Raw genomic sequence first — 26787 nt, forward strand, 5'->3', positions numbered from 1 at the left:
TTAATTGGTATTAATAAAAAAATGACGCTGAGGCGTCATTTTTTTTGCGCTGTGGTTGCGTGTTTGGCTAATTTTTCTAGCTTGGCCTTCAATGAAGGTGGTGCCGACTCTGCTAATGCCAGCAGTTGCTCGCCAGTTGCTTGGCTCATGTTACGGTTAGCTTTGTAAGCTGTGGATGGTGACTCAACAGTATTATTTAGCCGCTGTTGTGCCTCAGGGTTTGTTGTGATTTTCACTAAAGCGCAGTCATGAATACCCGCCTTTCGAAAAGCGCTAAGTATATCCATTTTTAAAAAGTTGAGGCGTGTGGCTAGGGTCGCTGAAGCGGCCTCTATTGTGAGTGTGCCTTCTCGATAATGCGCGACTCGACACTTCTTACTCAAAATAGGTCCGAGCGTCTCGACTAAGCAAGTTTGTAATTGTGCGGCCTGCGCACTTTTTTGGCCATACTGATTGAGTTTATCAGACCACCCACCCATAACTTCATCCAATGGCTTTGGATTGTAGCGATTTTTAGCCAATGACTTACTTCCCGTAGGTTGAAAAATAAAAAATAACCGCCATATCAACAAGCACAGGTACATGACGTATCGTATTTGTCGTTTCTCAGTCTCTTTGAATTATAACAGAGACTCGATATTGAGAAATCCATAAGTACTAATATTTGTGTGAATACAAATCTGGGATTTGAGAAATAAGCGAGTTGATACCAATTTTCTTAAAAAACTCATCTAGCGTATTTACCCTGAGGGTTTGATAAGGCGTGCCCTAACTTGCTGTTAAGGAAAAGCTTAATTTATCTCATTGTCTAGCGTCGAAACTGGCTGCTAGAAAGGTATTAATTATCTGAAGCCCAGGCTATTTACCTTCTTTCGTCATGTTATCTGTATGGATAAAGTGAGCTTCTGTCAGTTTACACCCTAAATTGAACAAGTATTGAGCAAGATAGTGTTAGCTATTACCAGCCGTGCGCTTGGTCAATTTGTGTGAAAAACTGGCTGTGCGAAAGGTACTTATTATCCGTTGCTCAGGTTATATGACCAGTCAAACCAAATCGGTGAGGCGCTTTAGAGTGATGTGTCAATAAAACTTGATAACGTGCAATAGTAACCTTACGCCTAACAGTAAAGATTTCTTGCAATTAAGGCCGGTATTATTTGCTCAATAAGGTTTGCAGAAGCAAAGAGTCTGGTATGATAGGGCATAATTTTAATTCGGCAATGCACAAATGCTCACTCCTAAATTGGCAATCTAGCAACTTGAATTTAGGAACGCTTTTGTCGCCAGCAGGACAAGCGCGACCCAGTCTTAATAACACTGGCTTAGAAGTATGGGTCAGCCAATACACAGAGTGAATCGGTTCAAACATGTTAGCTAATATTTTTACCAAAATTTTTGGTAGTCGTAATGATCGCACCATCAAAAACTTAAGAAAAACAGTCGCCTTAATCAATGCCTTAGAAGAGCAGTATACCAAATTAAGCGATGACGAATTAAAAGCCAAAACCGCTGAATTCAAACAGCGTGTTGAGCAGGGATTAAGTTTAGATGACTTATTACCAGAGGCGTTCGCTACGGTGCGAGAAGCATCTAAGCGCGTATTTGGAATGCGTCATTTCGATGTGCAAATGATAGGTGGTATGGTGTTGCACCAAGGTCGCATTTCAGAAATGAGAACGGGTGAAGGTAAAACATTAACTGCGACGCTACCTGCATATTTGAATGCACTCTCTGGTAAAGGCGTACACGTGATCACGGTGAATGATTACCTAGCGAAACGTGATGCTGAAACCAACCGCCCACTATTTGAATTTTTAGGGTTAACTGTTGGCTGTAACGTACCAGGTATGATGCCGCAACAGAAAAAGCAAGCCTATGGCGCTGATATTACTTATGGGACAAACAACGAGTTTGGCTTTGACTACCTGCGCGATAACATGGCATTTAGCGTTGAAGAGCGTGTTCAACGTCCTCTGAACTATGCTGTTGTGGATGAGGTGGATTCAATCCTTATCGATGAAGCGCGTACACCTCTTATTATTTCAGGCCCAGCTGAAGATAGCTCAGAATTATATGCTGAAATCAATAAAATCGTTCCTGAACTTGTGCAGCAAGAAAAAGAAGATGAAGAAGGCGTTGAAGGTGATGGCGACTTCACTATTGATGAGAAAGGCAAACAAGTTCATTTAACTGAACGTGGTCAAGTTAAGGTCGAAGAGCTACTTACTGAGCGTAATCTAATTGAAGAAGGTGATTCGCTCTATTCTGCTGGCAACATTTCATTGTTAAGTCATGTTTATGCTGCGCTTCGCGCTCACAAACTGTACCAAAAAGATGTTGATTACGTTGTTAAAGACAACGAAGTTATCATCGTTGATGAACATACAGGTCGTACGATGGAAGGGCGTCGTTGGTCTGAAGGTTTACATCAGGCTGTTGAAGCAAAAGAAGGCGTTCGAATTCAAAATGAAAACCAAACGTTGGCTTCAATCACTTTCCAGAACTATTTCCGCCTTTACAACAAGCTTGCAGGTATGACAGGTACGGCGGATACGGAAGCATTTGAGTTTCAATCAATTTATGGTCTAGATACTGTTGTTATCCCAACCAATAAACCTATGGTGCGAGATGACCGTGCAGATTTAGTCTACTTAACTCAAGAAGAGAAGTTTGAGGCTATTCTTGAAGATATTCGAGGCTGCCAAGAACGTGGCCAACCGGTACTCGTTGGTACAGTATCAATCGAAAGTTCTGAATACCTTTCTCACTTCTTACGTAAAGAAAAAATCGAACACAACGTACTGAATGCTAAATTCCATGCGCAAGAAGCTGATATCATTGCAGATGCAGGTTTGCCAGGAAAAGTGACTATCGCAACGAATATGGCGGGTCGTGGTACTGACATTGTGCTTGGTGGTAGCTGGCAGTCGGATGTTGAAAAACTTGAAAATCCGTCTGAAGAGCAAATTGCCCAAATTAAACAGGAATGGAAAACTCGCCATGATGCTGTACTTGCGTCAGGTGGTTTGCACATCATTGGTACAGAACGCCATGAATCTCGTCGTATTGATAACCAGTTACGTGGTCGTGCTGGTCGTCAAGGTGATGCAGGTTCAAGCCGCTTCTACTTATCAATGGATGATGCGTTAATGCGTATTTTTGCTGGTGAACGCATGACTAACATGATGCGCAAACTTGGCATGCAACGTGGTGAGGCTATTGAGCATCCATGGGTGAACCGCGCTATTGAAAATGCACAGCGTAAAGTTGAAGCACGCAACTTTGATATTCGTAAACAACTACTTGAATATGATGATGTGGCAAACGATCAGCGTAAAGTAGTTTATGAGCAGCGTAATGAGCTACTCGAAGAAGGTAATATCTCTGAAACTATCACTGCTATTCGTGAAGACGTATTGAATGCGACTATCGATCAATACATTCCACCACAGAGCCTGGCTGAAATGTGGGATGTTCCAGCGTTGGAAGAGCGTTTGAAAAATGACTTCCATGTTGAGCTTCCGATTGCGAAATGGCTCGAAGAGGATACCAAGCTTTACGAAGAAGTACTTCGTGAGCGCATTATTGAAGAAGTAGATAACGCCTACAAGCAAAAAGAGCAGATGGTGGGTGAGGATGTACTACGTCATTTCGAAAAAGCAGTGATGTTACAGAGTCTAGATCAGCACTGGAAAGATCACTTAGCGGCGATGGATCATCTGCGCCAAGGTATCCACTTACGTGGCTACGCGCAGAAAAATCCAAAGCAGGAATATAAGCGTGAATCGTTTGAGCTGTTCTCACAAATGCTTGAGAATTTGAAAATTGACGTTGTAGGTGTTCTGAGCAAAGTACAGGTTCGTGCAGAGGAAGATGTTGAGAAAGTTGAAGAGCAACATCGTAAGAGTGAGCAAGCACCACGCGAATATCAACACGAAGAAGTTGAGCGCGTAGGTGGTGAAGCACCACAGGGCGCTGTAGTGAGCGACCGCACTGAACCAAAAGTGGGCCGTAATGAGCCATGTCCTTGTCAGTCTGGCAAGAAATATAAGCAGTGTTGTGGCAAGCTAAAATAATTGAATAATCATTATTTAATACCAATTTGACTTAATACTTGCTCAATTTGAAGGAGTAAATCTGACGCTAACAGCGTTAAAAATTTCTTATTTAGAACAACTAAATAGCAAAATTTTTGCCTTGTTATCGACAAGATTTTCTCACCTCAAAATAGACCACTTTATTAAGAAAATTGGTATAACTTTAAAAAAGCGACGAACAGTCGCTTTTTTTATGAGGAAAATCATGGAAAAAAAACGAGTAGAAGTTGCTGTTGGGGTAATTGAAAAAAACCAAAAAATCTTTGTTTGCTTGCGCAGCAAAGATCAACACCAAGGTGGGCTGTGGGAATTTCCTGGCGGTAAAGTTGAAGCTGAAGAAGACGTATTCTCTGCCTTAAAACGTGAGTTAAAAGAGGAAATCGGGATTGATATACACAGCTCTACTGAGTTGATGAAGATAGAACACGATTATCCTGATAAAGCGGTGTGCTTACATATTCATATGGTTACTGAGTTCGCAGGAGAAGCACATGGCGCTGAGGGGCAACCATCACAATGGATAGCGATTTCGAACTTACACGAGTTAGACTTCCCAGCGGCAAATAAAGCCATTGTGGAACGGTTACAAGCGGCACAAAAAGAGTGACAAACTTTGTTACTAAATACCAAGCTTGAATGATAGTCATCCATATGGAGCATCAGTAGACTAGTGTATGGTCGTCATACGACGAAACTCTATCAGGGGAATTTACATGAAAAAATTATCATTGACCGCTGCAAGTGTTGCGCTTGCACTGGGGTTGATTGGTTGTAGCGAACAACCGCAAACACAACAACAAGTTGAGCAGCCTAAGACACAAGAAGTTACGCTAAGCTCGGGTATTGAACTTAGTAATATAGATAAATCAGTTCGTCCCCAAGACGACTTTTACTATCATGTGAATGGACATTGGCTCGAAAATACGATTATTCCAGCAGACAAATCCAACTATGGCTCATTCACGCAACTGTACGATGACTCCCAAAAGGCATTGCGCAAAGTACTCGAAGAAGCAGCCAATAATAGCACTGCAAAAGCGGGATCAGACGAGCAAAAGTTGGGTGCGTTTTATCAAAGTTATATGGATGAGGGTGCAAGAAACGAGCTGGGGCTAACGCCTATCAAGCCTTATCTTAGTGAGATCCAAGCGCTGAAAAGTAAGTCAGAACTGCCAACTATCTTTGCTAAAATGCGTTTAACTGGCGCACATACTCCTTTTGGTTGGTACGTAAATAATGATGCCAAAAACTCAAGTGAAAATGCCCTATACATGTTCCAGTCGGGTTTAGGCTTGCCAGATCGTGATTACTACCTAAAAGATGATGAAAAGTTCACTAAGATCCGTGAGCAATATCAGCTATATATAGAGCAGCTCATGGCCAAAACTGGGCATAAAAATCCAGCGCTAGCCGCGTTAAATATTCTAGAGCTAGAGAAGCAAATTGCTGAAGCACAGTGGACGCGTGTAGAAAGTCGGGATGCAACCAAAACCTATAATAAATTAACCGTTGAAGCTTTTAACAAATCAATGCCAGATTTTGATGCCGCAGCATTTTTACGTGCATTAGGGATCAAAACGGACTCATTGATCGTCAGTCAACCGAGCTTTTTTGAGTCATTATCTAAAATAATTGCAAGTACCGATTTAGAGGTGTGGCAAGACTATTTTGCTTTCCACTTTACCAATGACTACGCAGAGCTATTGAGCAAAGATGTGGTTGATCTTAAGTTTGGTTTCTTTGGTAAGACGTTACGTGGCGTTGAAGCACAAGCACCAACATGGAAAAAAGCCGTTGATGCGAGTAATTCAGTCCTTGGTGAAATGCTTGGGAAGATTTACGTTAAGTCTTACTTCCCACCTGAAGCTAAAGCACGAATGGAAGAGTTGGTAGCCAACCTGATCAAAGGTTTTGACCAAGCTATTGACGGCCTTGAGTGGATGAGTTCAGAAACCAAAGTCGCAGCAAAAGAGAAGCTCAATAAGTTTACTCCTAAGATTGGTTACCCAGACAAATGGAAAGACTACTCGGCACTAGACATTAGCCCAGATGACTTAGTAGGAAACTATGTTCGTTATAGTGAGTTTGCTAATCAGGAGATGATTGACAAGTTAGGCAAGCCTGTTGATCGTGGTGAATGGTTTATGACGCCACAAACGGTCAATGCTTACTATAACCCGGTAAACAACGAAATCGTATTCCCTGCGGCCATTTTACAACCGCCATTTTTTAATCTAGAAGCTGATGATGCTGTAAATTACGGCGCAATTGGTGCGGTTATCGGCCATGAGTTAGGTCATGGCTTTGATGACCAAGGCGCTAAATATGATGGTGATGGTAACCTTAGAAACTGGTGGAGTGAGTCTGACTTAGCTCAGTTTGAAACGCGTAGTCAAAAATTAGTTGAGCAGTTCAATAGCTTTAAACCATTTGAGGATGCAGCGGTAAATGGCCAGCTGACGCTTGGTGAAAATATTGGTGATTTAGGTGGATTAACGGTAGCTTACAAAGCCTATCAGATTTCTTTAGCTGGCAACAAAGCGCCTGTTATTGATGGCTATACGGGTGAGCAGCGGTTCTTTATGGGGTGGTCACAGATCTGGCGCCGTAAATACCGTGATGAAGAGCTGCGTAATCGTCTAATGACAGATCCGCATTCGCCAAGTCATTACCGAGTCATTGGTGTATTACCAAATATGCCTGAATTTTATCAAGCGTTTGATGTGAAAGARGGTGATAAGATGTACCTGAAGCCAGAAGACAGAGTAAAAATCTGGTAATTTCGCACACGTCTATTATGGCGGGTTTACTCAGTGCAAAGAGTAAATCCGCTCTTCTCATTACGCTTTAACTTTTCAAATAACCTCAGTAGAACAACACCCTACCTACAAAAATAAGATTGCTTTTGTGACAAAAGCGAGTAGCTTACATTTGCTTAGCATAAAGAGATTAAAAAATAATGATAGCGCTGTCATTTTAACTTTTATATGATGTTTGGGAACAATAAGTGATTAAATGCTGTTCATATTGAATTGGACATGAAGACTGGGAGCAAAAGATGAAAATAAAAACGACTTTGCTTGGGGCGATGATTGCTGGGTGCGCGTTCTATACACAAGCATCATTGACTCAGCAGCAACTCACGCAGTTTGCAACTGACACACATTTTGAATTTGCCGTAGAAAATAATTTCAGCAACGGAGCTGAGGGGTTCAGTGGCTCTATTACATTGACTAATAATTCAAAAGTGGATCTACCTAAAGGGCAAAGTGACTGGCAAATTTATATCCACTCTGTACGTCATATTTCAACCGAGTCTTCAAACGGATTACGATTTGAACATATTAATGGCGATCTTCACCGTATAACACCGACAGCATTATTTGCAGGATTAAAATCAGGCGAAAAACTACAGCTTTTATTCGATGGTAGTGCATGGGTTGCTGCATACAGTGATTTTATGCCGCGTGCTTTTATGGTGTCTGGTAGTAATAAGCCAGTGATATTTGCCAACACAGATACTGAAGACATGACCCAGTTTGTTGCGCCATTTGAACGTGAAAACCAGCTTAAAAGATACAACACACCAACCGACTACACCGAAATAGCCACAGCTGAATTACGCTATGAACGTAATCAAAGTAATGTTGACGTAGCAAAAGCTGATGCGCTTAAACGTATCATTCCCAAACCAGAATTTATTGATTTTAATCGCGGTGAGATTACCTTAAATAGCGATTGGCAAATCCGTTATGCTGGACGGCTAAAGTCTGAGGTTGAAGTCTTTCAAGAGGACTTGTCGGAATACGGCCTCAACCTAAAGGCTGAGCCAAATCATATCTCTGAAGGTAACTTACCAACTATTCGCTTGAAAGTTGCTAAAAGCTTAGGTCGAGACTATGACTACAAGAAAGCCGGCTCATACACCCTAGAAATAGACGACGATGTCATAGAAATTGTCGGAATTGATAACGCGGGTGTGTTTTATGGTATCCAAAGCTTGCTCGCACTCTTTCCTGCAGGAAGCAAAAATGAAGTGACCTTGTCTCATGTGGAGATTAAAGACTCTCCTCGCTTCGACTGGCGCGGTATGCACTATGATAATGCTCGTAACTATCACGGTAAAGAGGCGTTATTTAAGTTAGTTGAGCAAATGGCGCGTTATAAGCTGAACAAGTTCCACTGGCACTTTTCTGATGATGAAGGGTGGCGCTTAGAAATTCCAGATCTTCCTGAGCTGACTCAAGTTGGAGCGTATCGCTGTTTTGATTTAGAAGAACGTGAGTGTTTACTAACGCAGTTGGGCACTGGTCCTTTTAAATCTGGAACGGGTAATGGTTACCTTTCTCGTGAAGATTTTGTAGAGTTAATTAAATTTGCCAAAGCACGTCATATTGAGATCATCCCGGAAATAGAAAGCCCAGGACATGCTCGGGCAGCTATTAAGTCTATGGAAGCACGCTACCATAAGTTAATGGCCGCAGGTAAACGCGATGAAGCAAAAGCTTATTTGTTGACAGATATTGATGATAAATCTGAATATTTAACGGTACAGCTTTATAAAGACAACTCGATTAATGTGTGTTTAGACTCAAGCTACGCTTTTATGGAGAAAGTTGTATATGAGCTCCAAGATATGTACCGTGAAGCTGGAACTATCTTAAATACGGTGCACTTTGGTGGAGATGAAGTCGGTAAGGGGTCTTGGACACAGTCACCAGCTTGTGATGCGTTATTTGCAAAAGCAGATAATGGTGTTGCCGGGCCTAACGATCTTAAGCCTTACTTCACTCAGCGAGTTGCAAAATTACTTGCTAAAAGAGGGATCACACCGGGCGCATGGGAAGATGGCCTCATGTATAATACCACGACAACTTTCAAGCGTGATGAATTTCCGAATCCACAGTTTTTAGTAAATACATGGGATAATATTTGGGAGTGGGGGGTTGCAGATCGCGCGCATCGCTTTGCCAACAATAACTATCAAGTTATTTTATCTCATGGCACTCATTTGTACTTTGACCATCCGTATGAGGCACACCCGCAAGAGCGTGGTTATTATTGGGCGACTCGCTACACCGATACTAAAAAATCTTTCTCTTACATGCCGGATAATGTTTATGCAAATGCTGACTTTACCCGAAACAGAGAGCCGATTGAAAACTTAGAAGCATTGGTTGGTCGAGCGCTACCACCGTTGAAAAAGCCACAAAATATAATTGGGATGCAAGGACAGATATGGAGTGAAACAATCCGTACTGAAGAGCAAGTGTTGCGGTTAATCTTCCCGCGTATACTCTCAGTCGCCGAGCGTGCATGGCATAAAGCCGATTGGGAAGGACACAAAATAGATAAAGCGGAGTTAGACAAAGACTTTTCATTATTTGCAGCCGCACTATCACTGAAAGAAATTGCTAAATTGCAAAATGATGGGGTTAATCCAAACCTACCTGTACCAGGTGCCAAAGTGGTACTTGGAAAGCTGAAAGCTAACAGTGCATTTCCTTTTCTTCCTATCGAGGTGAGTTTGGATAATGGCGAGTCTTGGCAACGATATACTGGACAGATGAGTATTACTGATGAAAGTAAAGTGCTGCTCAGAACACGAATGGGTGACAAAAATGTCAGTCGCGTTACGGGGTTAAATTAATTCACTTTGAACCACTGCGCGCTGTTTAGGTTGGCGCGCTGCTACAAACTCAATAAAAATATTCAATTAGAACAATTGAGTGTAAAATTTTTAGCGAGTCTATATGGATGTAGACTCGTAACGTTTGTAGCGCAGTGGGGAAATGTATAATGTGCTTTTAACAGCTTTAACGCACAGTTAAAGGAGCAAAAAGAGTAAAGCGCAGCCTTCTACATACAAAAAGCTGGATGTAGCTGAGCGCCTTGCTCAAAATCTATCTGGAAATGAAACAGATTTTAACGTAAAGTTAAATGTCAGCGCTGTCATTTTTGTAAAAGAAAGACTGTAAAAGCAAAAATAAAAAGGCAAAAGCCAAACGAACAATAAACGATGAGTAATGTTTATGGAAGCTACCGTGTCGAATACAACAAAACGAAGTAATGCTATCCCAATGGCGATAGTCGCCGCCATGTTTTTTATTCTTGGCTTTGTGACTTGGCTCAACGGGTCTTTGATGCCATATTTGGAACAAGTGTTAAAACTCACTCCATTCCAATCTTCATTTATCCTTTTTTCTTTCTATATTGCGGTCACGTTTACTGCCGTGCCTTCAGCACTCGTTATCAGAAAGGTCGGCTATAAAAACGGTATGGCTATCGCCATTGCAATGATGATGTGTGCCGCGTTACTTTATATTCCAGCTGCAAAAACACAAATGTTTGCACTATTTTTATTTGCACAGTTCACCATGGGAATTGGTCAAACATTATTGCAAACTGCGGTAAACCCGTATGTGGTTCGTATTGGTCCTGAAGAATCAGCTGCGGTGCGAGTGAGCATCATGGGTATTTTGAACAAAGGAGCTGGTGTTGTTGCGCCATTGGTGTTTACAGCCTTAGTGTTAAGTAATTTTACGGATATGGCAGGTAAAGACTTAACTCAGGCCGATATCGACGCGATGGCGAATGGCTTAGTAGGCCCTTATCTTGGTTTAGCTGTTTTTATTGGCATATTTGCTTTAGGTATCAAGTTTGCGCCACTGCCAGAGCTTGAGAAGGAAGGTGAGGAAGAGCACGGTTCAGTAAGAGAAGCATTACAGCACCCGAACCTAAAACTTGGCGTCATTGCGCTGTTTTTATACGTTGCGGTTGAGGTAATTGCTGGAGACACGATTGGCTCGTTCGCACTAGCGCTTGGAGTTGAGAAGTATAGCGTTATGACTTCTTATACCATGGCATGTATGGTTGCCGGTTACATATTAGGTATTTTATTAATCCCAAGAGTGATCTCTCAAGAAAAGGCTCTAACCGCTTCTGCTATTCTTGGTGTATTACTGACACTGGCAATTTCATTTGGTAGCCCCGATTCGTTCATTATCTCAAACCTATTTGGTTTGTCAGCGTTACCTGATATCCTATTAATGGTTGCAATACTCGGCTTGGCTAATGCTATCATGTGGCCTGCAATTTGGCCCCTCGCATTATCTGGACTTGGCAAGCTAACCAGTGTAGGCTCAGGGTTATTGGTTATGGGAATTGCAGGTGGTGCGTTTGGCCCTGTATTCTTAGGTTTAGCTAAAGGTACGTCTGGTACAGTAGAGTCACAGCAAATAGCGCACCTTGTAATGCTGCCTTGTTACTTATTTATTATTTTCTATGCTGTAAAGGGCCATAAGCTCRGAAAGAAGGCGTAGCAAAATAACGTAAAGTATTTCTATGTATGTAGAAATAATCCCGTGTGTGATGCCACCTGAATAAGGTGGCATTTTTTATTTCTATACCTATCAGGCCGTGTGGTTATACCAATAGACTTACTACTTGCTTAATTTAAAGGTGTAAATCTGACGCTAACAGCGTTAAAAATTTCTTATTTAGAACAACTGAATAATCTGAGCTTTGGATAATTAATGCCTTTCTAGCAGCCAGTTCTAGCGCTAACTGTGTTGAATTTACTTCCAGTAGCCGGCTATTGGCACGTATATTCGCCTTGCCTACAGAGCGTAGGTAACTTAGAGAGAGCGGGACGCGGTAGCGGAGTTATCGACAAGATTTTGTCGCTTCAAAGTAGACTACTTAATTTAGATAATTGGATATCGATGTTTTTTAAAGTGTGAGAGCGGTGTGGTCGGCAAGCTAAAACCAATCGTTTTTTCAAATCAGCCAGACAATTTAGTCAACAGCAGCAAATGGCGTAAAAAACGGTTTGATTAGGATGACTTAAGTACTAGTAAGGTAAGAATTACCTTGATGTAGGAAAGAATGGGGCGACTGATGGGGCTCGAACCCACGACAACCGGAATCACAATCCAGGGCTCTACCAACTGAGCTACAGCCGCCACAAAAAGAATTGAACACCTCGTTTGGTGTGGCGCGCATAATACATAAGTTTTTAAAAAAAGCAAAGCGAAATATGCAAAAAAACGGAGAAAAAGATTTTTTTGCATAATAATTCTGCATACAGCAAATATTCATATATCCTATGTATGATCCGGACGATCTAATAATATTTCTAATTGACCAGACTCACATGAGGCTTAGATAAGAAGTAATCTAACTCATTGCTCGCTGTGATGACTATCATCGATGGCTCCGTTTTAGCGTGGAGCTGGCGCTGCTGTACTTATAGCGTTCCAGTGGGATGGTAAAATTTGCTCTAGACAAGAAGGGGTCGACGCAGTTAGCGTCAAACCATGAGAGCAACAAGTATTCAGTCGATACAAACTACTACTGTGTAACACAAATAACAAGAGGAATGGGGATGGAAGCTATCTGGAATTGGGTTAACGAAAACTCAGACTTAATCTTGCACTACGCACTTCAAGGTGTGATTGCGCTAATTATCTTTTTTATTGGTTTGAAGCTTGCCAAACTCAGTGCGAAGCTCACAATCAAAGCATTTAGTAAACGCAATGTCGACAAAGCGGTTGGCTCTTTTGTTGCTAACATAGCATATGCAATAGTGTTTGCTGCAACACTTCTGATGGCGCTATCTCAAGTCGGCATAGAAACCACTTCATTTATCGCAATTTTGGGTGCCGCAGGCCTTGCTGTGGGCCTTGCACTACAAGGCTCTCTATCTAATTTTGCATCAGGCGTGTTGATCATCATGCTACGCCCTTTCAAGTCTGGTGACTATATTGAAGCAGGCGGTAAGGCCGGTAGTGTACAAAAGATAGAGATCTTTTCGACAGAGTTACGTACACCAGATAACAAAGTAATTGTGATGCCAAACTCGTCGATTATGTCTGGTGCCATTGTTAACTACTCGCGTGAAAAAACGCGTCGCATTGATTTGGTGATAGGGGTTGGTTACGATGCCGACCTTAGAGAAGCAAAAGCAGTATTAAAATCCGTACTCGACAACGAACCAAGGATCCTAAAAGAGCCGGCGTACACTGTTGCAGTTCTAGAACTGGCAGATTCAAGCGTTAACTTTGTGGTGAGACCTTGGGTTGAAACGCAAGAGTATTGGCCAACTTATTTCACCCTAGTGGAAAATATAAAAATTGCACTAGACGACGCGAATATCACGATTCCATTCCCGCAAATGGATGTTCACCTACACAAAGATCAGTAAAAAGGTTAGTTTGAAATGAAAGTAAAGGTTTTAACCTGTTGTATTCTTATGGCTGTTAGCACAACAGCAGCGGCAGAAGGAAAAGCGAAAAAGCCAAAGAAAGTTTGGGATGTAACAAGTGAGGTAGGCGCGATCATAACCAGTGGTAATACTGAAACAACCACACTGAAGGGTGGTATAAAAGCAAAGCACAACCTCACAAATTGGCATAATGAATACAAGCTGGATGGCTTTTATAAAGAAGACACACGCGAAAATGATGCCGGTGAAGATATCACATCACGTACTAACGAAAAGTATTCGGCTTCGGTACAAGGTAACTACAAGTTGAATGAAGATCACAGTCATTTATTTGTATTTGGCTCTTACGTATCTGACTACTTTGGGGCGTATCGCAGTGAAGCTGTGGCTTCTGTGGGTTATGGCCAGCGTTTATTTGAAAATGACGATATGTACTTAAATGCTGAAATTGGTCCTGGTGTTAAGCGCTTTGAGCACCAAGATGATAGTAAAGAGCTAGATGATAATGGCGAGTTATTAGCTGGTACATCTGAGAGTGAGTTTATCGGTGTCGGTAAACTAGACTATCAATGGCAAATTTCTGACAACGCGCGTTTTACTCAGCTGATCGCGATAGAATACGGTGATACAAACACCAAAACAACGTCAGAGACCGCACTATTAACTAAAATCAACGGCTCGCTACAGATGAAAGTGGCTTACAACATTATTCATAACTCTGACGTAGCAGACGAAAAAGAAAATACAGACACTGAAACCTCACTTACGTTGGTTTACAGTTTCTAACAAGTATCTTGCCAAAGGGCACCTCAGTGCCCTTTCAATTCTGTTAAACTTCGGTAGAATGCTCAAAGTTTAACAAAAATCCATAATGGAAGAGATTTAAGTGAAGTTCTTCAGAATAATACTCCTTTCGATTTTCATTTTTATGTCGCATCAGTCTGTTGCGATGACACCAAGCAAACAACAAATTGAGCAGTTTAAAAAGCTTCCTAAAGCACAACAGGAAGAACTTGCAAAACGTTACGGCATTGACTTAGAGTCTTTGGATGGCAAAACCAAAGGAAATCAACAAAAAAATGAAAAGAAGTCTTCCATTTTGCCTCGTGATCAAAAAGATTTGCTGGAGGAAGAGACAGAGGAAGACAAATACAAGCCGAAGCTGGAGGAATTAAAACCTTTTGGTTATGAGCTTTTTGCAGGAGAGCCAACGACCTTCATGCCATCAGAATTGGCAGCGATACCTGATACTTATTTGTTAGGTATAGGTGATATGGTGAAGATCAATCTGTATGGTAAAACCAATGAAGAGCATGAAGTTCAAATTGATAGAGAAGGTCGCCTCGCTATCCCAAATTTAAGTCCTATCCATGTGATTGGGCTATCATTCAAAGAGCTAAAAGCACTGATCTCAAAAAAAATCGCAGAAGAGATGATTGGCGTACAAGCTTTTGTTTCTATGGGTGAACTAAACCCTATGCGTATCATGGTTGTTGGTGAAGCATACAAACCGGGGAGCTATACGGTATCTCCTCTTGCTACTGTGACACATGCGTTGTTTGTGTCAGGTGGGGTGAGTGATAATGGCTCATTAAGAAAAATTCAAGTAAAAAGAGCTGGTGAACTTGTTACCACTTTTGACCTATATGACCTCTTATTGTTTGGCGACAGCTCAGATGATGTTGTACTAAAACCTGGTGACGTTGTATTTATTCCACCGGCTGCGAAAAAGATCAAAGTTAAAGGTGAAGTAAATCGCCAAGCTATTTTTGAGCTTAAAGATTCCGATTCACTTGACAGTGTCCTAGCAATGTCTGGTGGTTTTAAAGCGAATGCAAATAAATCAAAAGTGGTAGTGTCACGCTACAACGGTGATGGTAAACGCATTACGCTTAACTATAACTTTACTCAGAATACTAGTTACAAGCCGCAAAATGGTGATGAGATTTCCGTAAATGCGGCTTCCACACGGTTTCAAAATACTGTCACTGTAGTGGGGGCTGTAACCAGTCCTGGACACTATGAGTGGCACCAAGGTAAGACGTTAAAAGATGTATTTAGCGCACCACGTGAAGACTTACTATCGATAGCAGACTTTGGTTATTCACTTATCATCCGTGAAGTTAATTTCAAAGGCGACATCGACATCTTACAATTCTCATTACAAGATATTTTTGATGGTAAATCTGGCGATATTGCACTGTCTTCCAACGACACTATTGTTGTTTTTAGTCGTTATCAACTAAGAGAAGAAGAAGAGCAGTTACTAGACAATTTAGCTTACAATAAAGAACAATTGAAGCTGCGTGAAAATGTAAAGCTGTGGGAGCAGTTTGAGCGTGATGAGTTCCTAAAATATATTGGCTTGAAAGAAGACGAGTTATTTGAGCTTGAGGAAGAAGTTAAACTCATTACCAGTATTGATGCACTGTTTGAAGAGCCTGAAGAAATTGAAGAAGAAGACTATGCGGTATTTAGTCGTCAAAAATTACTAACCCCCATTGTTGCTAAGTTGCAAAGGCAAGCAACGCCTACTGAGCCTGCGAAGCTATTTGCTGTCAATGGCCAAGTTAAATTCCCAGGTGTTTATCCTCTAGCAAAGCAAGCGAACTTCCAAAAAGCAGTGCAGGCAGCCGGTGGCTTTCTTGAAGCGGCGTACCTTGAGCAAGTTGAGTTGACCCGCGTTGTATATAACGATGGTAAACAAGTTGAGCATATTCAATTTAACGGTTTAGATGAACTCACAGCTCCTACGCACGCACTAACGAGTAAAGATACGGTCAATATCTTCCCACGACCAAATTGGCAGGATAGATTGCAAGTAAAAGTCGTGGGTGAGGTCAAGTTCCCAGGTACTTATACCATCAAGCGTGGCGAAACGATGGAAAGTCTACTTGCGAGGGTTGGTGGCTTGAATGAGTTCGCACATAAGGAAGCAGCGATCTTCACTCGAGAGTCTATTAAGCGTAAAGAAACTTCGCAAATTCAACGCCTAACGCAAGAGCTTAGACGCGATATTATTACGAATACCTTCCAAAAAAGTGAGACGGCTAATACTTCAATGCCTTATGAGGACATGGATAAGATCCTCAAAGATCTCTCAAAAGTTGAGGCATTAGGGCGTCTGGTGGTTAATTTAGATAAACGCTCAACGCAAACGCTACAACTAGAAGATGGCGATGCGTTGTACATTCCTGCAATGCAAGATTCTGTTAGCGTTATCGGGGAAGTTAATCTGGCGGCAACGCATTTGTTCGACCCATCTAAGTCTGTGGATGATTATATTAAGGCGAGTGGTGGCCTAAAACAGAAAGCTGATGATGAGCGAATATATATAATTAAAGCAAATGGTTCCGTTGAGCTACCAAGCTCTGGTACTTGGTTTGCTGTGAACAGCAATGCAGGTCAACTCGCACCGGGAGATACAATAGTCGTGCCTCTAGATGCACAACATATTGATAGTTTGACATTATGGAGTACTGCAACTCAGATTATTTATCAACTGGGTCTAGCTGCTGCTTCAATTGCAACACTTAATAATTAATGGATAACACAATGCAGTTAAGTGAAGCAGATATCATCAAAAAAAGTGAAATAGATTTAACCGAAATCCTATCCGCGATTTGGAGAGGCAAGTGGATTATTGGGATAACGACTATAATCTTTGCCGTATCCAGCGTATTTTATGCGCTATCACTGCCAAATACGTATCGAGCTACGGTATTACTCTCGCCTGTTGAAGATAGTCAAGGGGGAGTACTGTCTAACTTAAAGTCAGAGTTCGGAGGCTTAGCAGCAATGGCTGGAGTTAATTTAGGCGGTGGGAAAAGTAACAAAGCCGCTTTAGCACTTCAAGTTATGCAGAGTCGCTATTTTATCAATAACTTTGTTGAAAAGTACAAGTTGAAGCCAACATTAATGGCAACCGAAGGCTGGATGCTTGGGAGTAATGAGCTGGTTTTTAGCCCTGAAACTTATGATGCAGAAAATGCCAAATGGATTAGAAACGTTGATGCGCCATTTAAGCCGGAGCCTGGTATTCAAGAGTTGTTTGAACATGTCACATCTGAAAATTTAGCTGTGATTGAAGACAAAGAGAAAGGCCTCGTGACGGTCGCAATGACTCACTTTTCACCCTATGTCGCAAAGTCAATGGTTGAAAATATCGTTGTCGAAATTAATGAACATATGAAAACAGAGGCTATTGCTGAAGCAAACATAAAAATCGAGTATCTGAAAAAAACATTAGCAGATACGTCCGTTGCTGATATGCAAAGGATCTTTTATCAGCTTATTGAGCAGCAAGAACAAACAAAAATGCTAGCACAAACACAGTCACAATATGTGTTTAAAACCATTGACCCTGCTATTTTACCAATCCAAAAAGCAGGACCAAAGCGGGCGCTTATTTGTATTGGTTTGACCTTTTTAGGTGGAGTCCTTGCTGTAGCATTTGTGCTTTTCAGGCACTTTGTTTTAGGTAATCGGGTCAAGCAGTAAAGAAGTTGTTATTTAGTGTTATTGGTAATTTTGTTTCAAGCCAATTTCCATTACAATAGCGCGTTGAATGAGTAAATTAATAGGAACAAGTGGATCTTTATGGTCATTTTCTTTGCGTTTTTAGCATCATATTTCACTATTTTTATGATAAAACCTGTTGCTGAACGTTTTGGCTTGGTTGATGTACCATGTAGCCGGAAGAAGCACGTAGGTTCCATCCCTTTAATTGGGGGAGTTTCTATTTTTATCGCAGTGCTGACTTCTATAATTGTTTTTTTGCCATTAGAAAAAAGACTGATCGTTTACTTAGTATGCGCAGCAGCAATAGTGCTTTTAGGAGTCGTAGATGACTACCGACAGCTTGGTGTAAAGATCCGTCTTGGTGTGCAAGCGATGGTTGCACTCTTGATGATGTGGGGATCGGATGCCTATATCCACAATTTAGGTGATTTGTTTGGTTTCGGTACTATCGAGCTTGGTGTACTTGGGATCCCCTTTACGATTGTTGCAGTAATTGCTGCAATCAATGCTTTCAATATGATAGATGGCATTGACGGACTGGCAGGTGCAATGAGCATCAATACTTTTGCTGCAATCTTAGTGTTGATGGGAATAAATGGCGGTCAGTTAACGGTACTACCGCTTATTATTATTGCTACGATTGTTCCGTATCTAGCGTTCAACTTAGGGGTGCTGGGGCATAGAAACAAAAAGATCTTTATGGGTGATGCAGGGTCAATGTTTATTGGTTTGAGCGTGATCTGGTTACTCATGATATCAACCCAATCTGAAATAAATAATGCGTTCAGCCCTGTGACGGCATTATGGATCATCGCTGTACCACTAATGGATATGATGGCTATAATCATTCGACGTGTTAGAAAAGGCCATTCGCCGTTTAAGGCTGATAGAGATCATTTACACCACGTTTTTATGCGTATTGGCTTCAGCTCAAGAAAAGCATTAATTACTATATCAATATTAGCCGTCTTTTTAGCTTCAATAGGTATAGCTGGGGAGTTGGCAGATGTGCCTAGTTGGTTGATGTTGGTGCTATTTATAACAATCTTCTTAGCTTATTCGGCTTGTATTCAGCATGCGTGGAAGGTTGCAAGATTTTTAAGAAAATACGTCTTTACCAAAAATAGAATTAAAGAGTAGTTCAATGACAAAATATATGAAGACAAAACATATACACTCAGGCTTCACAATGATGGAGTTACTGATAGTGATCGTAATTTTGGGACTACTGATGTCCTTGGTCGCGCCGGACTTTTTTAAAAGGTTGAGTTCTTCAGAGCGTAAGATTGCAGCCGCTCAAATGGCGTCGTTTGAGACCGCTATTGATACCTATCGGCTCGATGTAGGAAACTACCCGAAGACTTTACAAGAGCTAAGAAGTAGTGATATAGCAAGATGGGATGGTCCTTATTTACCTAAAGATTTACCTATGGATCCATGGGGAAATCCTTATGTGTATAAAGTTCCTGGTGAGAATGGCTCGCCATACCTATTGAAATCGCTGGGAGCTGATGGCCAAGAGGGTGGTGAGGAAGTAAACGCAGATATAGTTCATCAGTAGCATCATGGAACTTAGTCAATTACTTTCCGAACGCTTTGAAGTCACCACAAGTGATATAGACAAAGCATTAACCTATCAGCAAAAGTATGGTGGTAGATTAGAGCAAATATTGGTAAATATGGGAAGTTTACCAGAGGATCAGCTGATAGACCTATATGCAGCTTATCTTGAACTGCCTGTGATCACAGCTGAGGAATTAAGCCAGTTCAATAGTGAGTTGCTGTCATCTTCGCCGCAAATTGATACCTGTTTAGAACACGGTTGGGTCCCATTGCAAATACAAGAAGACAACTGGCGATTTGCGGTATCTGAGCCGCTAAATGTCTTCATGAACCAATGGCTGTTTCAACAAAAAATAACCCCTACTATCGTCTTAGCATCTGTGGCTGATATTAATTTACTTAAGTCAAAATTTAATACGGCCGAAGAGATTGATGATGATATTTTTAGCGCTGAAGAAGAAAAACTAAAAGAGCTTGCAACAGAAGCGCCAACAGTCAACTTACTGAACTCTTTGATAAGCAGAGCATTGAGACAAGGTGCTTCAGACATGCACTTGGAGCCATTTGAAGGACGCTACAGAGCAAGATTTAGGGTTGATGGGGTATTACACGAGGCTGAGGCCATTCCTGCAAGTAAACAGCTCCCCATTGTTACACGATTAAAAATTCTTTCTGGCATGGATATCGCTGAGCGCAGGCGCCCTCAGGATGGCAAAATTGAAATGAAAATTGCCAATCAGGATATTGATATTCGTGTGTCTGCTTTACCGCTTAACGATGGTGAGTCTATCGTGATGCGTTTTCTTCGAAAGGAGAGTGTGAGATACGAAATGTCAGTCCTGGGGCTATCATCAGATATTGAGCAGAGTATTCGTGATGATATTAAAAAGACCGCTGGTGTTGTATTACTTACCGGCCCTACCGGGTCGGGTAAGACGACAACACTATATACATTTTTAAATGCGCTCAACAATAATGACGTCAAAATTATCACATTGGAAGACCCAGTTGAATATCAGCTAGAAGGGATTAATCAGGTTCAGGTAAATAGTGAAATAGGCTTTGATTTTGCCGCTGGTCTGCGCTCAATTGTGCGTCAAGACCCCGATGTGATCATGCTCGGTGAGATCCGGGATAAAGAGACTGCACAAATCGCACTACAGTCTGCACTTACTGGTCACTTGGTTTTTTCAACAGTACACACCAACGATGCCGCGAGTGCTTATACTCGTTTGTTAGACTTGGGGGTTGAAGAGTTTTTGCTAAATGCTGCACTTATCTCTGTTGTTGCGCAGCGTCTAGCACGTAAAGTATGTGAACATTGTGCTGTTGAGCATCCGCAAAGTGAAGAATTGATTCAACAATACGATCTCAACACCATCGCAGCTAAATTTGGACTAGACAAAATCGACTTACGAAGTGGATCAGGTTGTGATAAATGTGGTCACACAGGTTATAAAGGGCGCCTAGCTATTACTGAGTATTTAGCATGTGACGACACTATTAAGGGGATCCCAAAAGACGCTGACTTTATCCAAAAAGCAAAAGTACATAATGCAAATAATAATCGCCGTACTTTACTTGAGGATGGGCTATACAAAGCCATTTTAGGGCAAACCACAATAGATGAAGTAGTAAGGGTTGCTGGCTAATGGCGTCGTTTAGCTACAAAGCTTTTGATGCTATGGGTGGGAAATGCGATGGCATTATTGAGGCACCAACTATCGAAGCTGCGCACCTACAACTCGAAAAAGAAGGGCTGTTACCTTATGAGTTGAAAGCGCAGCAAACCGCTCGTGAAGGTATTCGCCTATTTGAAGAGCAAGTAAGCCTTGCTGACTTGGAGTTTGTCACGTCTGAGTTAAGCCTTCTTCTTGCGACCGGAATTCGAATTGACCGTGGTTTAGATATTATCCGCAAAACAAAAGCCAAGCCTGTGCTCGCCAAGCTACTGACGGACTTGAGCCAAAGTCTAAAAAAAGGAAACAGCTTGTCGCAGGCATGCCGAGCCCACCCTAAAGTTTTCGATAGCCTGTATTGCAACCTAATCGAGTTGGGTGAGGCTTCAGGAGATCTAGCAGGTACGTTTGCGGGGTTATCACAAGACTTAAAGTTTAAGCGTGACTTACGAAAGAAAATAGTAAGCGCGATCACTTACCCGATAGTCATCTTTTTTGTATGCGTGCTTAGTATTTTATTTATATTTAACGTGATCATACCCAAAATGGCGGATATGTTTGCCAACATTGAGCAGCTCCCTTGGTATACTCAGGCCATGCTTGGGACAAGCGCATGGTTTAACCAAAATCAGTCTCTTCTACTTGCTGGGCTTATTGCTGCTGTTGGTGGGGTATTCTTACTCAGCAAAAATGAACGCGTTATTGCGTGGTGGCACAGGGCTGTGTTGCAGCTGCCGATTTTTGGCACAGCAGTCAAAACCGTTGAACGGATCCGCTTTAATACGGGTCTTAGTTTAATGCTTAAAGCTGGCGTTGCAATTGATAAGGCACTAACGCTTGCTACAGGTAACATTCGAAACCAGCAGCTATTTGCTGAGCTTGAAGTCGCAAGGAAAAAGATTAAACGTGGTAATCAGCTCACGCCATCATTACAGCAGTCTTCTCTTTATCCATCTTTTTACATCTCGTTGTTAGAGGTGGGAGAGGAATCTGGAAAGCTAGAAACAGTGTTTGATGAAATTGCAAGTCGCTCAAAGCAAGATTTTGAAACATGGACCGATAGAATAACCTCATTACTAGAGCCTATCATGATCTTATTTATGGGGGTTTTTGTAGGTGGTGTTGTGGTTGTGATGATGCTGAGCATGATCTCGCTTAATGACGTTGGCTTCTAAAAATGAAAAAGCTGGGTGGTTTTACCATGATTGAATTGTTGATTGTACTCACTATTATGGGTCTCATCATGTCGTTGGTAGCGCCGCTTTCTATCAAAGCAATTAATCGCTCAGATGCCAAAATGGAGTTGGTTGAAGTAAAAAACTGGCTAAGAAATAGATCAAATAAAGCTTTTTTGCAGCAAAGAGATTACTTAGTTGTATTAGATAAACACTCCGGCACCGTGTATCAAGGTGATACAGAAGTCGAGAGCAAGCAGCTAAAATACTTACAGTTCCCAAAGCAAGAAATAACACTTAATCGCTTCGGTATGATCTCAGTTGATAATATTACTACCCAATACCTTGATCAGACGTTACAAATAGAGTTGCAAGGAAATGATGCACCATAAAAAAGGTTTTACGCTTGTAGAACTGCTGGTTTCCGTTGTGATTTTACTTGCAGTGATTACCACGACTTCCATGCTCTATCGTGGCGCTTTCATCAGCTCAGAGAAAGCCACAAAATATGTCCAGCTCTCAACAGCAATTACTGGCATATTAGACACAATACGTTTTGAAATAAGGCACGCACCATTCGAGCAAACAAGTTTGGAAGGTAATGGCACTAATGGTGGGGTGTTGTATCGTTGGGATGCCTCAGTAATCAAAGAAAAAAACGACTCTATTTCGGGCAGCTCTGATATTGCAATGAAATTACAAACGACGAGCAATCGATATAAATTGTGGCAAGTATCACTTGAGGTTGAAGCTCAAGGTTTAATCCGTCAATACCAATTTAAAGAGGTGAATTGGCGTGGCAGGTAAGCAACGAGGTTTCACTCTAGTTGAATTGCTGATAGCCATTACATTATTAAGTTTAGTGATGGTTACGGGGACTTTTGCTTATTTTCAGCTTGCGAGTCGTTGGGATAAAGAGCTTGGTGATTTTCAGCAGCAGGCTCAAACAGCGAAGGTGGTCACTCAGCTAGAACAAGTGCTCAAAGGCATTATTCCTTATGTAGTAAGGGATAAAGAAGGGAAACCCACATTTTTCTTCGTTGGTTCTGAGTCGAGACTATTAGCTGTCACAAATAATGGCCTTATTAGTGGAAAGCCAGAAGTGTTTAGGCTGGTTCTTCAGCAGCAAGAAAGCCATTTTCAATTGGTATATCAAGCCATTGCAATGGAGAAAGTCATACTTACTTCCACTGAGCAATCATTGGATTTTAGTAGCACTAAAGTGTTGCTGAACAGGCTTCAAGGTGCTGATTTTAATTATTATGGGTGGCAAAGTCTGACACTTAAGTCAAACAGAATACCAGGTACAAAACCAAGCTGGTTTAATAACTACCGTTCCCAAGAGCGTGGTTTAACGCCAGAGTACATCAAGTTAAAGATTGATGATTTTACACTTTTTTCACAGCTGGATAGGGAGCCTAGCCATTGGAAAGGTCATTTTAGCGAAGGTGGGATGTTATAATGCAACAAGGGATTGCCCTGCTACAAGTCTTGCTAATCACCGCTGTCCTCAGCTTACTTGGCTTGTTTATGACCAAAACCGCAAGGCAGCAAATTGAGATAGCGAGCTCATTCGACAACAGAGCACAAGCTTTAGTAAATAACTATGATGCTGAAGCTACGGTGCTATTTGCGTTATTAACAGAGTCTAAGTCACCGACTTCACCTTTTTCTAATGATCTTCCTGAGCTAACGCAAGTTTGGAATTTTTATGGTGAAGCTTTTCGTTATGGTGATCAAGCAACGATTAGCCTCCAAGATCTAAGAGGGCTGCTTAATATTCGTTATCCATCGGAACAAAGGTGGTTACGTATATTGACGCAGAAGGGACTAAGCGACTATGATGCTCGGCTACTGTTGAGTCAAATACAAGACTGGCAAGATGTAGATAAGTTATCTAGGTACTCTTTACCTGAGTCAGGTTATAAAAATGGCGTAATTCAGACTTGGTCAGAGCTATCGCACTTAAATATACCGAGAGTGTTAAGCAGCTATCTGGAGCAAAACGCCACAATATACAAAAAAAGTATATTTAATCCGATGACAGCGCCTGATAGTTTGTTGCATAGCTTGTATGATGCACCGGTAGTAGAACAGCTTATAAAGATGCGTAAAGACAAAACGTTAACTCCTGCCTTATTTACAGCGTACACAGGTGTTAGCGAAAGCCAAAGTATCACTTTGTTTCCGTCCAGCAACTATAAAATAAAAATTGAAACTCAGTTGGGTGGTGCGCGCGTAAATCGTACGCTTTATTACCTATTAGATCCAAACAAGTCAAAGCCAGTAAACTTAGTGGCTTCGGAAGGTTAATAACACAATGAGTGAACAAGCACTGCGAGGTTGGCAAAAGAAGTTAATTTGTAGTTTGGTTAGTTACTACAAAGATAGCCAGCACTTTCATCTTAACTATGATAAGGGTGAGTGGCATTTAATTAAATCGTCATCACCAAAGTTTATCCAAATAGTAGCTAGAAACCATTATATTGAACAAGTCGACAAGCTACCTGTAACTGATCGTAAAGCATTAAATAGTATGCTAAAGCTACGCAAGCAGAAGCATAGCACAGGGGGCTACTCAACACAGATACGTGCTCAAGATGAAAGTACCTCTATTTTAAACAGTTGGCTATTCGATAAAAAAGCCGAAGGGTCATTAATAGTGGTGCCTGAATCGGCACTAATTGCAATTGGTGAATCTAACTCAAGCATAACTTTAGTCAATAACGAGTATTATCTTGCACAAAGAAATCAAGTGATATATTCAGCTGCTCGTTTTGGGTTAATTAATTCACCAGAGCGATTTGCTAACACTGTTGGTATAAACTTTGATAATGTATCCGAGATAAACTCACAGAGTTGCCTAACAGAGCGCTTGGTTTGCTCTATTTTTCCTTTACTTAAACGCTCAATGTTGCACTTTGTTCAACCACAAGGGTTGCTGGCTTATCAAGCTTATGCGAAAAAATCAGCGGTATTTAGTGCTGTAGTGTGTATATCTTATTTAGCGTTGAGCAGTGCTTATTTAGTGGTAAAGAAAGAGCACCTTCAATCCGAATTGGACAAAAATCAAGATAATATTAATCAAGCATTATTAACATTTTCAGATTACGAAAAAAATCATAATAGAGTTGAGAGTTGGCAAGCGGTAATGGCAAGCGTGCCAAAAATTTCTCCTAACTTACTGCTCCTCGATAGCATTCGCAGCAAAGCAAAAGTCAACAGTTTACAATACAAAGGCGAACGATTTGTCATTCGTGGCGAAAGTGAAAATGCTATTGCAGTGCTGGAGTCGCTAAGTGAGTTTGATTGGGTTCAAGGTCCCAAGTTTGATTTTCCTGTTAGAAGCTATCGGGGCAAAGAGGAGTTTGTGATCAGCTATTCCATTCCTGTCAATACCTATAAAACAGATTATCAACCAAAACCTGTAACGGAACAAAAGGGTGGTGATCATGGTTGAGCAACTAAAACAGTATAAAGTGCTCTTGGCTGTGGTTGCTTTGCTGGCCACTATAAAGTTTGCAATAGTGCCTCTTGTTACATGGCAAGGAGAGCAAGTTGAGCATATTTCTCAAATTCAAAAACGCCAGATCAAAGCAAGTCAGATAATGATGCAGCTTCAAGATATTGAAGTAGCAAAACAACAGGTTGCTGATGTAGAACGTGTTTTCAAAACGATGTTATTTGATTGGCAAGCGCCTTCAAAATTTAGAATTGATACACAAAAAAAGCTCAACCAATTGCTCACTGAACATAAACTGTCCACCGTTAATATCGGTTGGCAGCCAGCCTTAAAGTATCAATCCGCAGGACTCCATAAAGAGCAGGTGAGGCTAAATATTTCTGGAAAGTTAGCTGATTTTGCAGCCTTTTTAGTGATGCTCGAAGCCCAATCACCGGTTGTGCTTGTCGAATATGTTGATCTAAATATACGAGGGTTAAACGCTAAAGAAACGGGTAATGCAGAAGTTAGCTTGTTGCTCTCCTTTTATTTACAAGAAGGAGAACAAGATGCGTAAAGCATATGTTTATCTTGGCCTGTTTATATGTACGCTTTTTGCTATTGACGCTGTTAATCGCTTACAAATTCAAGTTGATGCGAGTAGTAAGCCGTTTAGGCTAGATAATACCCAGCAGATTTATTTACCTAAACTCGCAGAGCAAAGTAAAACAGATATTGAACAAACTCTTGAAACATGGGTGGTAAAAAAAGCAGAACAGCCAGATGCACAAAACAATGGCATGAGCCTAGACGAGCAAGCAAAACAAACAGGTGAACTGACCTCTGTTTTTGCTCGCGATAAAGAGTTGCGCTTAAAGGCTGTGGTGCAATCATCTGGGTCGACTTACGCTCTAATAGACATGACTTCAGTTAAAACCGGTGCAAATGAGCTAAAGAGGTTAGATCATGGTGAGGTGATCGAAGACTTTATACTAACGATTAAATCTAATACAAAAGTAGAGCTTAACAAGGGTGAACAGCACATCACACTTATTATGTACCAAAGTACCAATCAGTAACGACG

At 41.3% G+C, this 26787-nt stretch carries 21 protein-coding genes and 1 tRNA gene; 20 read left to right on the top strand and 2 right to left on the bottom strand.

The genetic code is table 11. The features are described from left to right. Positions 1-35: 35 nt before the first annotated feature. Positions 36-521, bottom strand: coding sequence for a DciA family protein (locus EAG18_RS03795; protein ID WP_185745545.1), 486 nt, complete (start codon positions 519-521; stop codon positions 36-38). Positions 522-1367: 846 nt separating this feature from the next. On the opposite strand from EAG18_RS03795, the gene secA reads away from it, so the two are divergent. The 5 genes from secA to EAG18_RS03825 all read left to right on the top strand — a co-directional run bounded on the left by secA (position 1368) and on the right by EAG18_RS03825 (position 11419). After that, complete coding sequence (secA, locus tag EAG18_RS03800; protein WP_125251073.1) at positions 1368-4076, top strand: preprotein translocase subunit SecA; 2709 nt, start codon at positions 1368-1370, stop codon at positions 4074-4076. Between the two features lie 226 nt (positions 4077-4302). Next, entirely contained in the window at positions 4303-4704 is a 402-nt protein-coding gene (gene mutT / locus EAG18_RS03805) for an 8-oxo-dGTP diphosphatase MutT (RefSeq protein WP_125251074.1), read from the top strand. A gap of 106 nt (positions 4705-4810) precedes the next feature. After that, a complete protein-coding gene (locus tag EAG18_RS03810; protein WP_125251075.1) occupies positions 4811-6877 on the top strand; it encodes a M13 family metallopeptidase in 2067 nt (688 codons plus the stop codon). Positions 6878-7155: 278 nt separating this feature from the next. Then, positions 7156-9747, top strand: a complete 2592-nt coding sequence (locus EAG18_RS03815) for a family 20 glycosylhydrolase (protein WP_125251076.1) — start codon at positions 7156-7158, stop codon at positions 9745-9747. Positions 9748-10177: 430 nt separating this feature from the next. Further along, positions 10178-11419: a sugar MFS transporter gene (locus EAG18_RS03825; protein WP_185745547.1), complete on the top strand. Its 1242-nt coding sequence runs from the start codon at positions 10178-10180 to the stop codon at positions 11417-11419. A gap of 566 nt (positions 11420-11985) precedes the next feature. Here EAG18_RS03825 and EAG18_RS03830 read toward each other — a convergent pair. Next, a tRNA-His gene (locus EAG18_RS03830) sits at positions 11986-12061 on the bottom strand. 422 nt (positions 12062-12483) lie between these two features. Here EAG18_RS03830 and EAG18_RS03835 point away from each other — a divergent pair. The 15 genes from EAG18_RS03835 (at position 12484) to EAG18_RS03905 (ending at position 26782) form a co-directional block, all read left to right on the top strand. Continuing rightward, on the top strand, positions 12484-13302 hold the full coding sequence (locus EAG18_RS03835; RefSeq protein ID WP_125251078.1) for a mechanosensitive ion channel domain-containing protein: 819 nt from the start codon (positions 12484-12486) through the stop codon (positions 13300-13302). A 15-nt stretch (positions 13303-13317) separates the two neighbouring features. Continuing rightward, positions 13318-14109 (top strand): DUF481 domain-containing protein, encoded by a 792-nt coding sequence (locus EAG18_RS03840; RefSeq protein ID WP_125251079.1) that lies wholly within the window; start codon positions 13318-13320, stop codon positions 14107-14109. 163 nt (positions 14110-14272) lie between these two features. Beyond that, positions 14273-16867 carry an SLBB domain-containing protein gene (locus EAG18_RS03845; RefSeq protein WP_125251107.1) on the top strand — a complete coding sequence of 865 codons (2595 nt, stop codon included), beginning with the start codon at positions 14273-14275 and terminating at the stop codon, positions 16865-16867. Between the two features lie 11 nt (positions 16868-16878). Then, positions 16879-17823, top strand: a complete 945-nt coding sequence (locus EAG18_RS03850) for a Wzz/FepE/Etk N-terminal domain-containing protein (RefSeq protein WP_275557224.1) — start codon at positions 16879-16881, stop codon at positions 17821-17823. A 99-nt stretch (positions 17824-17922) separates the two neighbouring features. Then, complete coding sequence (wecA, locus tag EAG18_RS03855; protein ID WP_125251081.1) at positions 17923-18984, top strand: UDP-N-acetylglucosamine--undecaprenyl-phosphate N-acetylglucosaminephosphotransferase; 1062 nt, start codon at positions 17923-17925, stop codon at positions 18982-18984. Between the two features lie 4 nt (positions 18985-18988). After that, positions 18989-19405, top strand: coding sequence for a type II secretion system major pseudopilin GspG (gene gspG, locus EAG18_RS03860; RefSeq protein WP_125251082.1), 417 nt, complete (start codon positions 18989-18991; stop codon positions 19403-19405). Between the two features lie 4 nt (positions 19406-19409). Beyond that, positions 19410-21059 carry a GspE/PulE family protein gene (locus EAG18_RS03865; protein ID WP_125251083.1) on the top strand — a complete coding sequence of 550 codons (1650 nt, stop codon included), beginning with the start codon at positions 19410-19412 and terminating at the stop codon, positions 21057-21059. Continuing rightward, a complete protein-coding gene (locus EAG18_RS03870; protein ID WP_125251084.1) occupies positions 21059-22261 on the top strand; it encodes a type II secretion system F family protein in 1203 nt (400 codons plus the stop codon). The genes EAG18_RS03865 and EAG18_RS03870 overlap by 1 nt, the downstream gene beginning before the upstream one ends. A gap of 2 nt (positions 22262-22263) precedes the next feature. Next, positions 22264-22653, top strand: coding sequence for a type II secretion system protein (locus tag EAG18_RS03875; protein ID WP_125251085.1), 390 nt, complete (start codon positions 22264-22266; stop codon positions 22651-22653). Continuing rightward, positions 22640-23068, top strand: coding sequence for a prepilin-type N-terminal cleavage/methylation domain-containing protein (locus tag EAG18_RS03880; RefSeq protein WP_125251086.1), 429 nt, complete (start codon positions 22640-22642; stop codon positions 23066-23068). The genes EAG18_RS03875 and EAG18_RS03880 overlap by 14 nt, the downstream gene beginning before the upstream one ends. Further along, a complete protein-coding gene (locus EAG18_RS03885; protein ID WP_185745546.1) occupies positions 23058-23723 on the top strand; it encodes a prepilin-type N-terminal cleavage/methylation domain-containing protein in 666 nt (221 codons plus the stop codon). Before EAG18_RS03880 ends, EAG18_RS03885 begins: the two co-directional genes overlap by 11 nt. After that, on the top strand, positions 23723-24574 hold the full coding sequence (locus EAG18_RS03890; protein ID WP_125251088.1) for a type II secretion system protein GspK: 852 nt from the start codon (positions 23723-23725) through the stop codon (positions 24572-24574). The genes EAG18_RS03885 and EAG18_RS03890 overlap by 1 nt, the downstream gene beginning before the upstream one ends. A gap of 7 nt (positions 24575-24581) precedes the next feature. After that, a complete protein-coding gene (locus tag EAG18_RS03895; protein ID WP_125251089.1) occupies positions 24582-25721 on the top strand; it encodes a hypothetical protein in 1140 nt (379 codons plus the stop codon). Beyond that, positions 25714-26280 (top strand): GspMb/PilO family protein, encoded by a 567-nt coding sequence (locus EAG18_RS03900; protein WP_125251090.1) that lies wholly within the window; start codon positions 25714-25716, stop codon positions 26278-26280. The genes EAG18_RS03895 and EAG18_RS03900 overlap by 8 nt, the downstream gene beginning before the upstream one ends. Then, positions 26273-26782, top strand: a complete 510-nt coding sequence (locus EAG18_RS03905) for a hypothetical protein (RefSeq protein ID WP_125251091.1) — start codon at positions 26273-26275, stop codon at positions 26780-26782. The genes EAG18_RS03900 and EAG18_RS03905 overlap by 8 nt, the downstream gene beginning before the upstream one ends. Positions 26783-26787 lie beyond the last annotated feature (5 nt).

It is taken from the genome of Pseudoalteromonas sp. J010, from assembly GCF_003934235.1.
In the GTDB taxonomy this organism is placed as follows: Bacteria; Pseudomonadota; Gammaproteobacteria; order Enterobacterales; family Alteromonadaceae; genus Pseudoalteromonas; species Pseudoalteromonas peptidolytica.

Bases quoted from the DNA above. Each gene is read 5' to 3' on its own strand.
- wecA (WP_125251081.1), top strand. From the start codon at position 17,923: ATGGTCATTTTCTTTGCGTTTTTAGCATCATATTTCACTATTTTTATG.
- EAG18_RS03905 (WP_125251091.1), top strand. From the start codon at position 26,273: ATGCGTAAAGCATATGTTTATCTTGGCCTGTTTATATGTACGCTTTTT.
- EAG18_RS03865 (WP_125251083.1), top strand. From the start codon at position 19,410: ATGGAACTTAGTCAATTACTTTCCGAACGCTTTGAAGTCACCACAAGT.
- EAG18_RS03875 (WP_125251085.1), top strand. From the start codon at position 22,264: ATGAAAAAGCTGGGTGGTTTTACCATGATTGAATTGTTGATTGTACTC.
- EAG18_RS03845 (WP_125251107.1), top strand. From the start codon at position 14,273: ATGACACCAAGCAAACAACAAATTGAGCAGTTTAAAAAGCTTCCTAAA.
- EAG18_RS03815 (WP_125251076.1), top strand. From the start codon at position 7,156: ATGAAAATAAAAACGACTTTGCTTGGGGCGATGATTGCTGGGTGCGCG.
- EAG18_RS03835 (WP_125251078.1), top strand. From the start codon at position 12,484: ATGGAAGCTATCTGGAATTGGGTTAACGAAAACTCAGACTTAATCTTG.
- EAG18_RS03850 (WP_275557224.1), top strand. From the start codon at position 16,879: ATGCAGTTAAGTGAAGCAGATATCATCAAAAAAAGTGAAATAGATTTA.
- EAG18_RS03880 (WP_125251086.1), top strand. From the start codon at position 22,640: ATGATGCACCATAAAAAAGGTTTTACGCTTGTAGAACTGCTGGTTTCC.
- EAG18_RS03895 (WP_125251089.1), top strand. From the start codon at position 24,582: ATGAGTGAACAAGCACTGCGAGGTTGGCAAAAGAAGTTAATTTGTAGT.
- secA (WP_125251073.1), top strand. From the start codon at position 1,368: ATGTTAGCTAATATTTTTACCAAAATTTTTGGTAGTCGTAATGATCGC.
- EAG18_RS03890 (WP_125251088.1), top strand. From the start codon at position 23,723: ATGCAACAAGGGATTGCCCTGCTACAAGTCTTGCTAATCACCGCTGTC.
- mutT (WP_125251074.1), top strand. From the start codon at position 4,303: ATGGAAAAAAAACGAGTAGAAGTTGCTGTTGGGGTAATTGAAAAAAAC.
- gspG (WP_125251082.1), top strand. From the start codon at position 18,989: ATGACAAAATATATGAAGACAAAACATATACACTCAGGCTTCACAATG.
- EAG18_RS03840 (WP_125251079.1), top strand. From the start codon at position 13,318: ATGAAAGTAAAGGTTTTAACCTGTTGTATTCTTATGGCTGTTAGCACA.
- EAG18_RS03900 (WP_125251090.1), top strand. From the start codon at position 25,714: ATGGTTGAGCAACTAAAACAGTATAAAGTGCTCTTGGCTGTGGTTGCT.
- EAG18_RS03870 (WP_125251084.1), top strand. From the start codon at position 21,059: ATGGCGTCGTTTAGCTACAAAGCTTTTGATGCTATGGGTGGGAAATGC.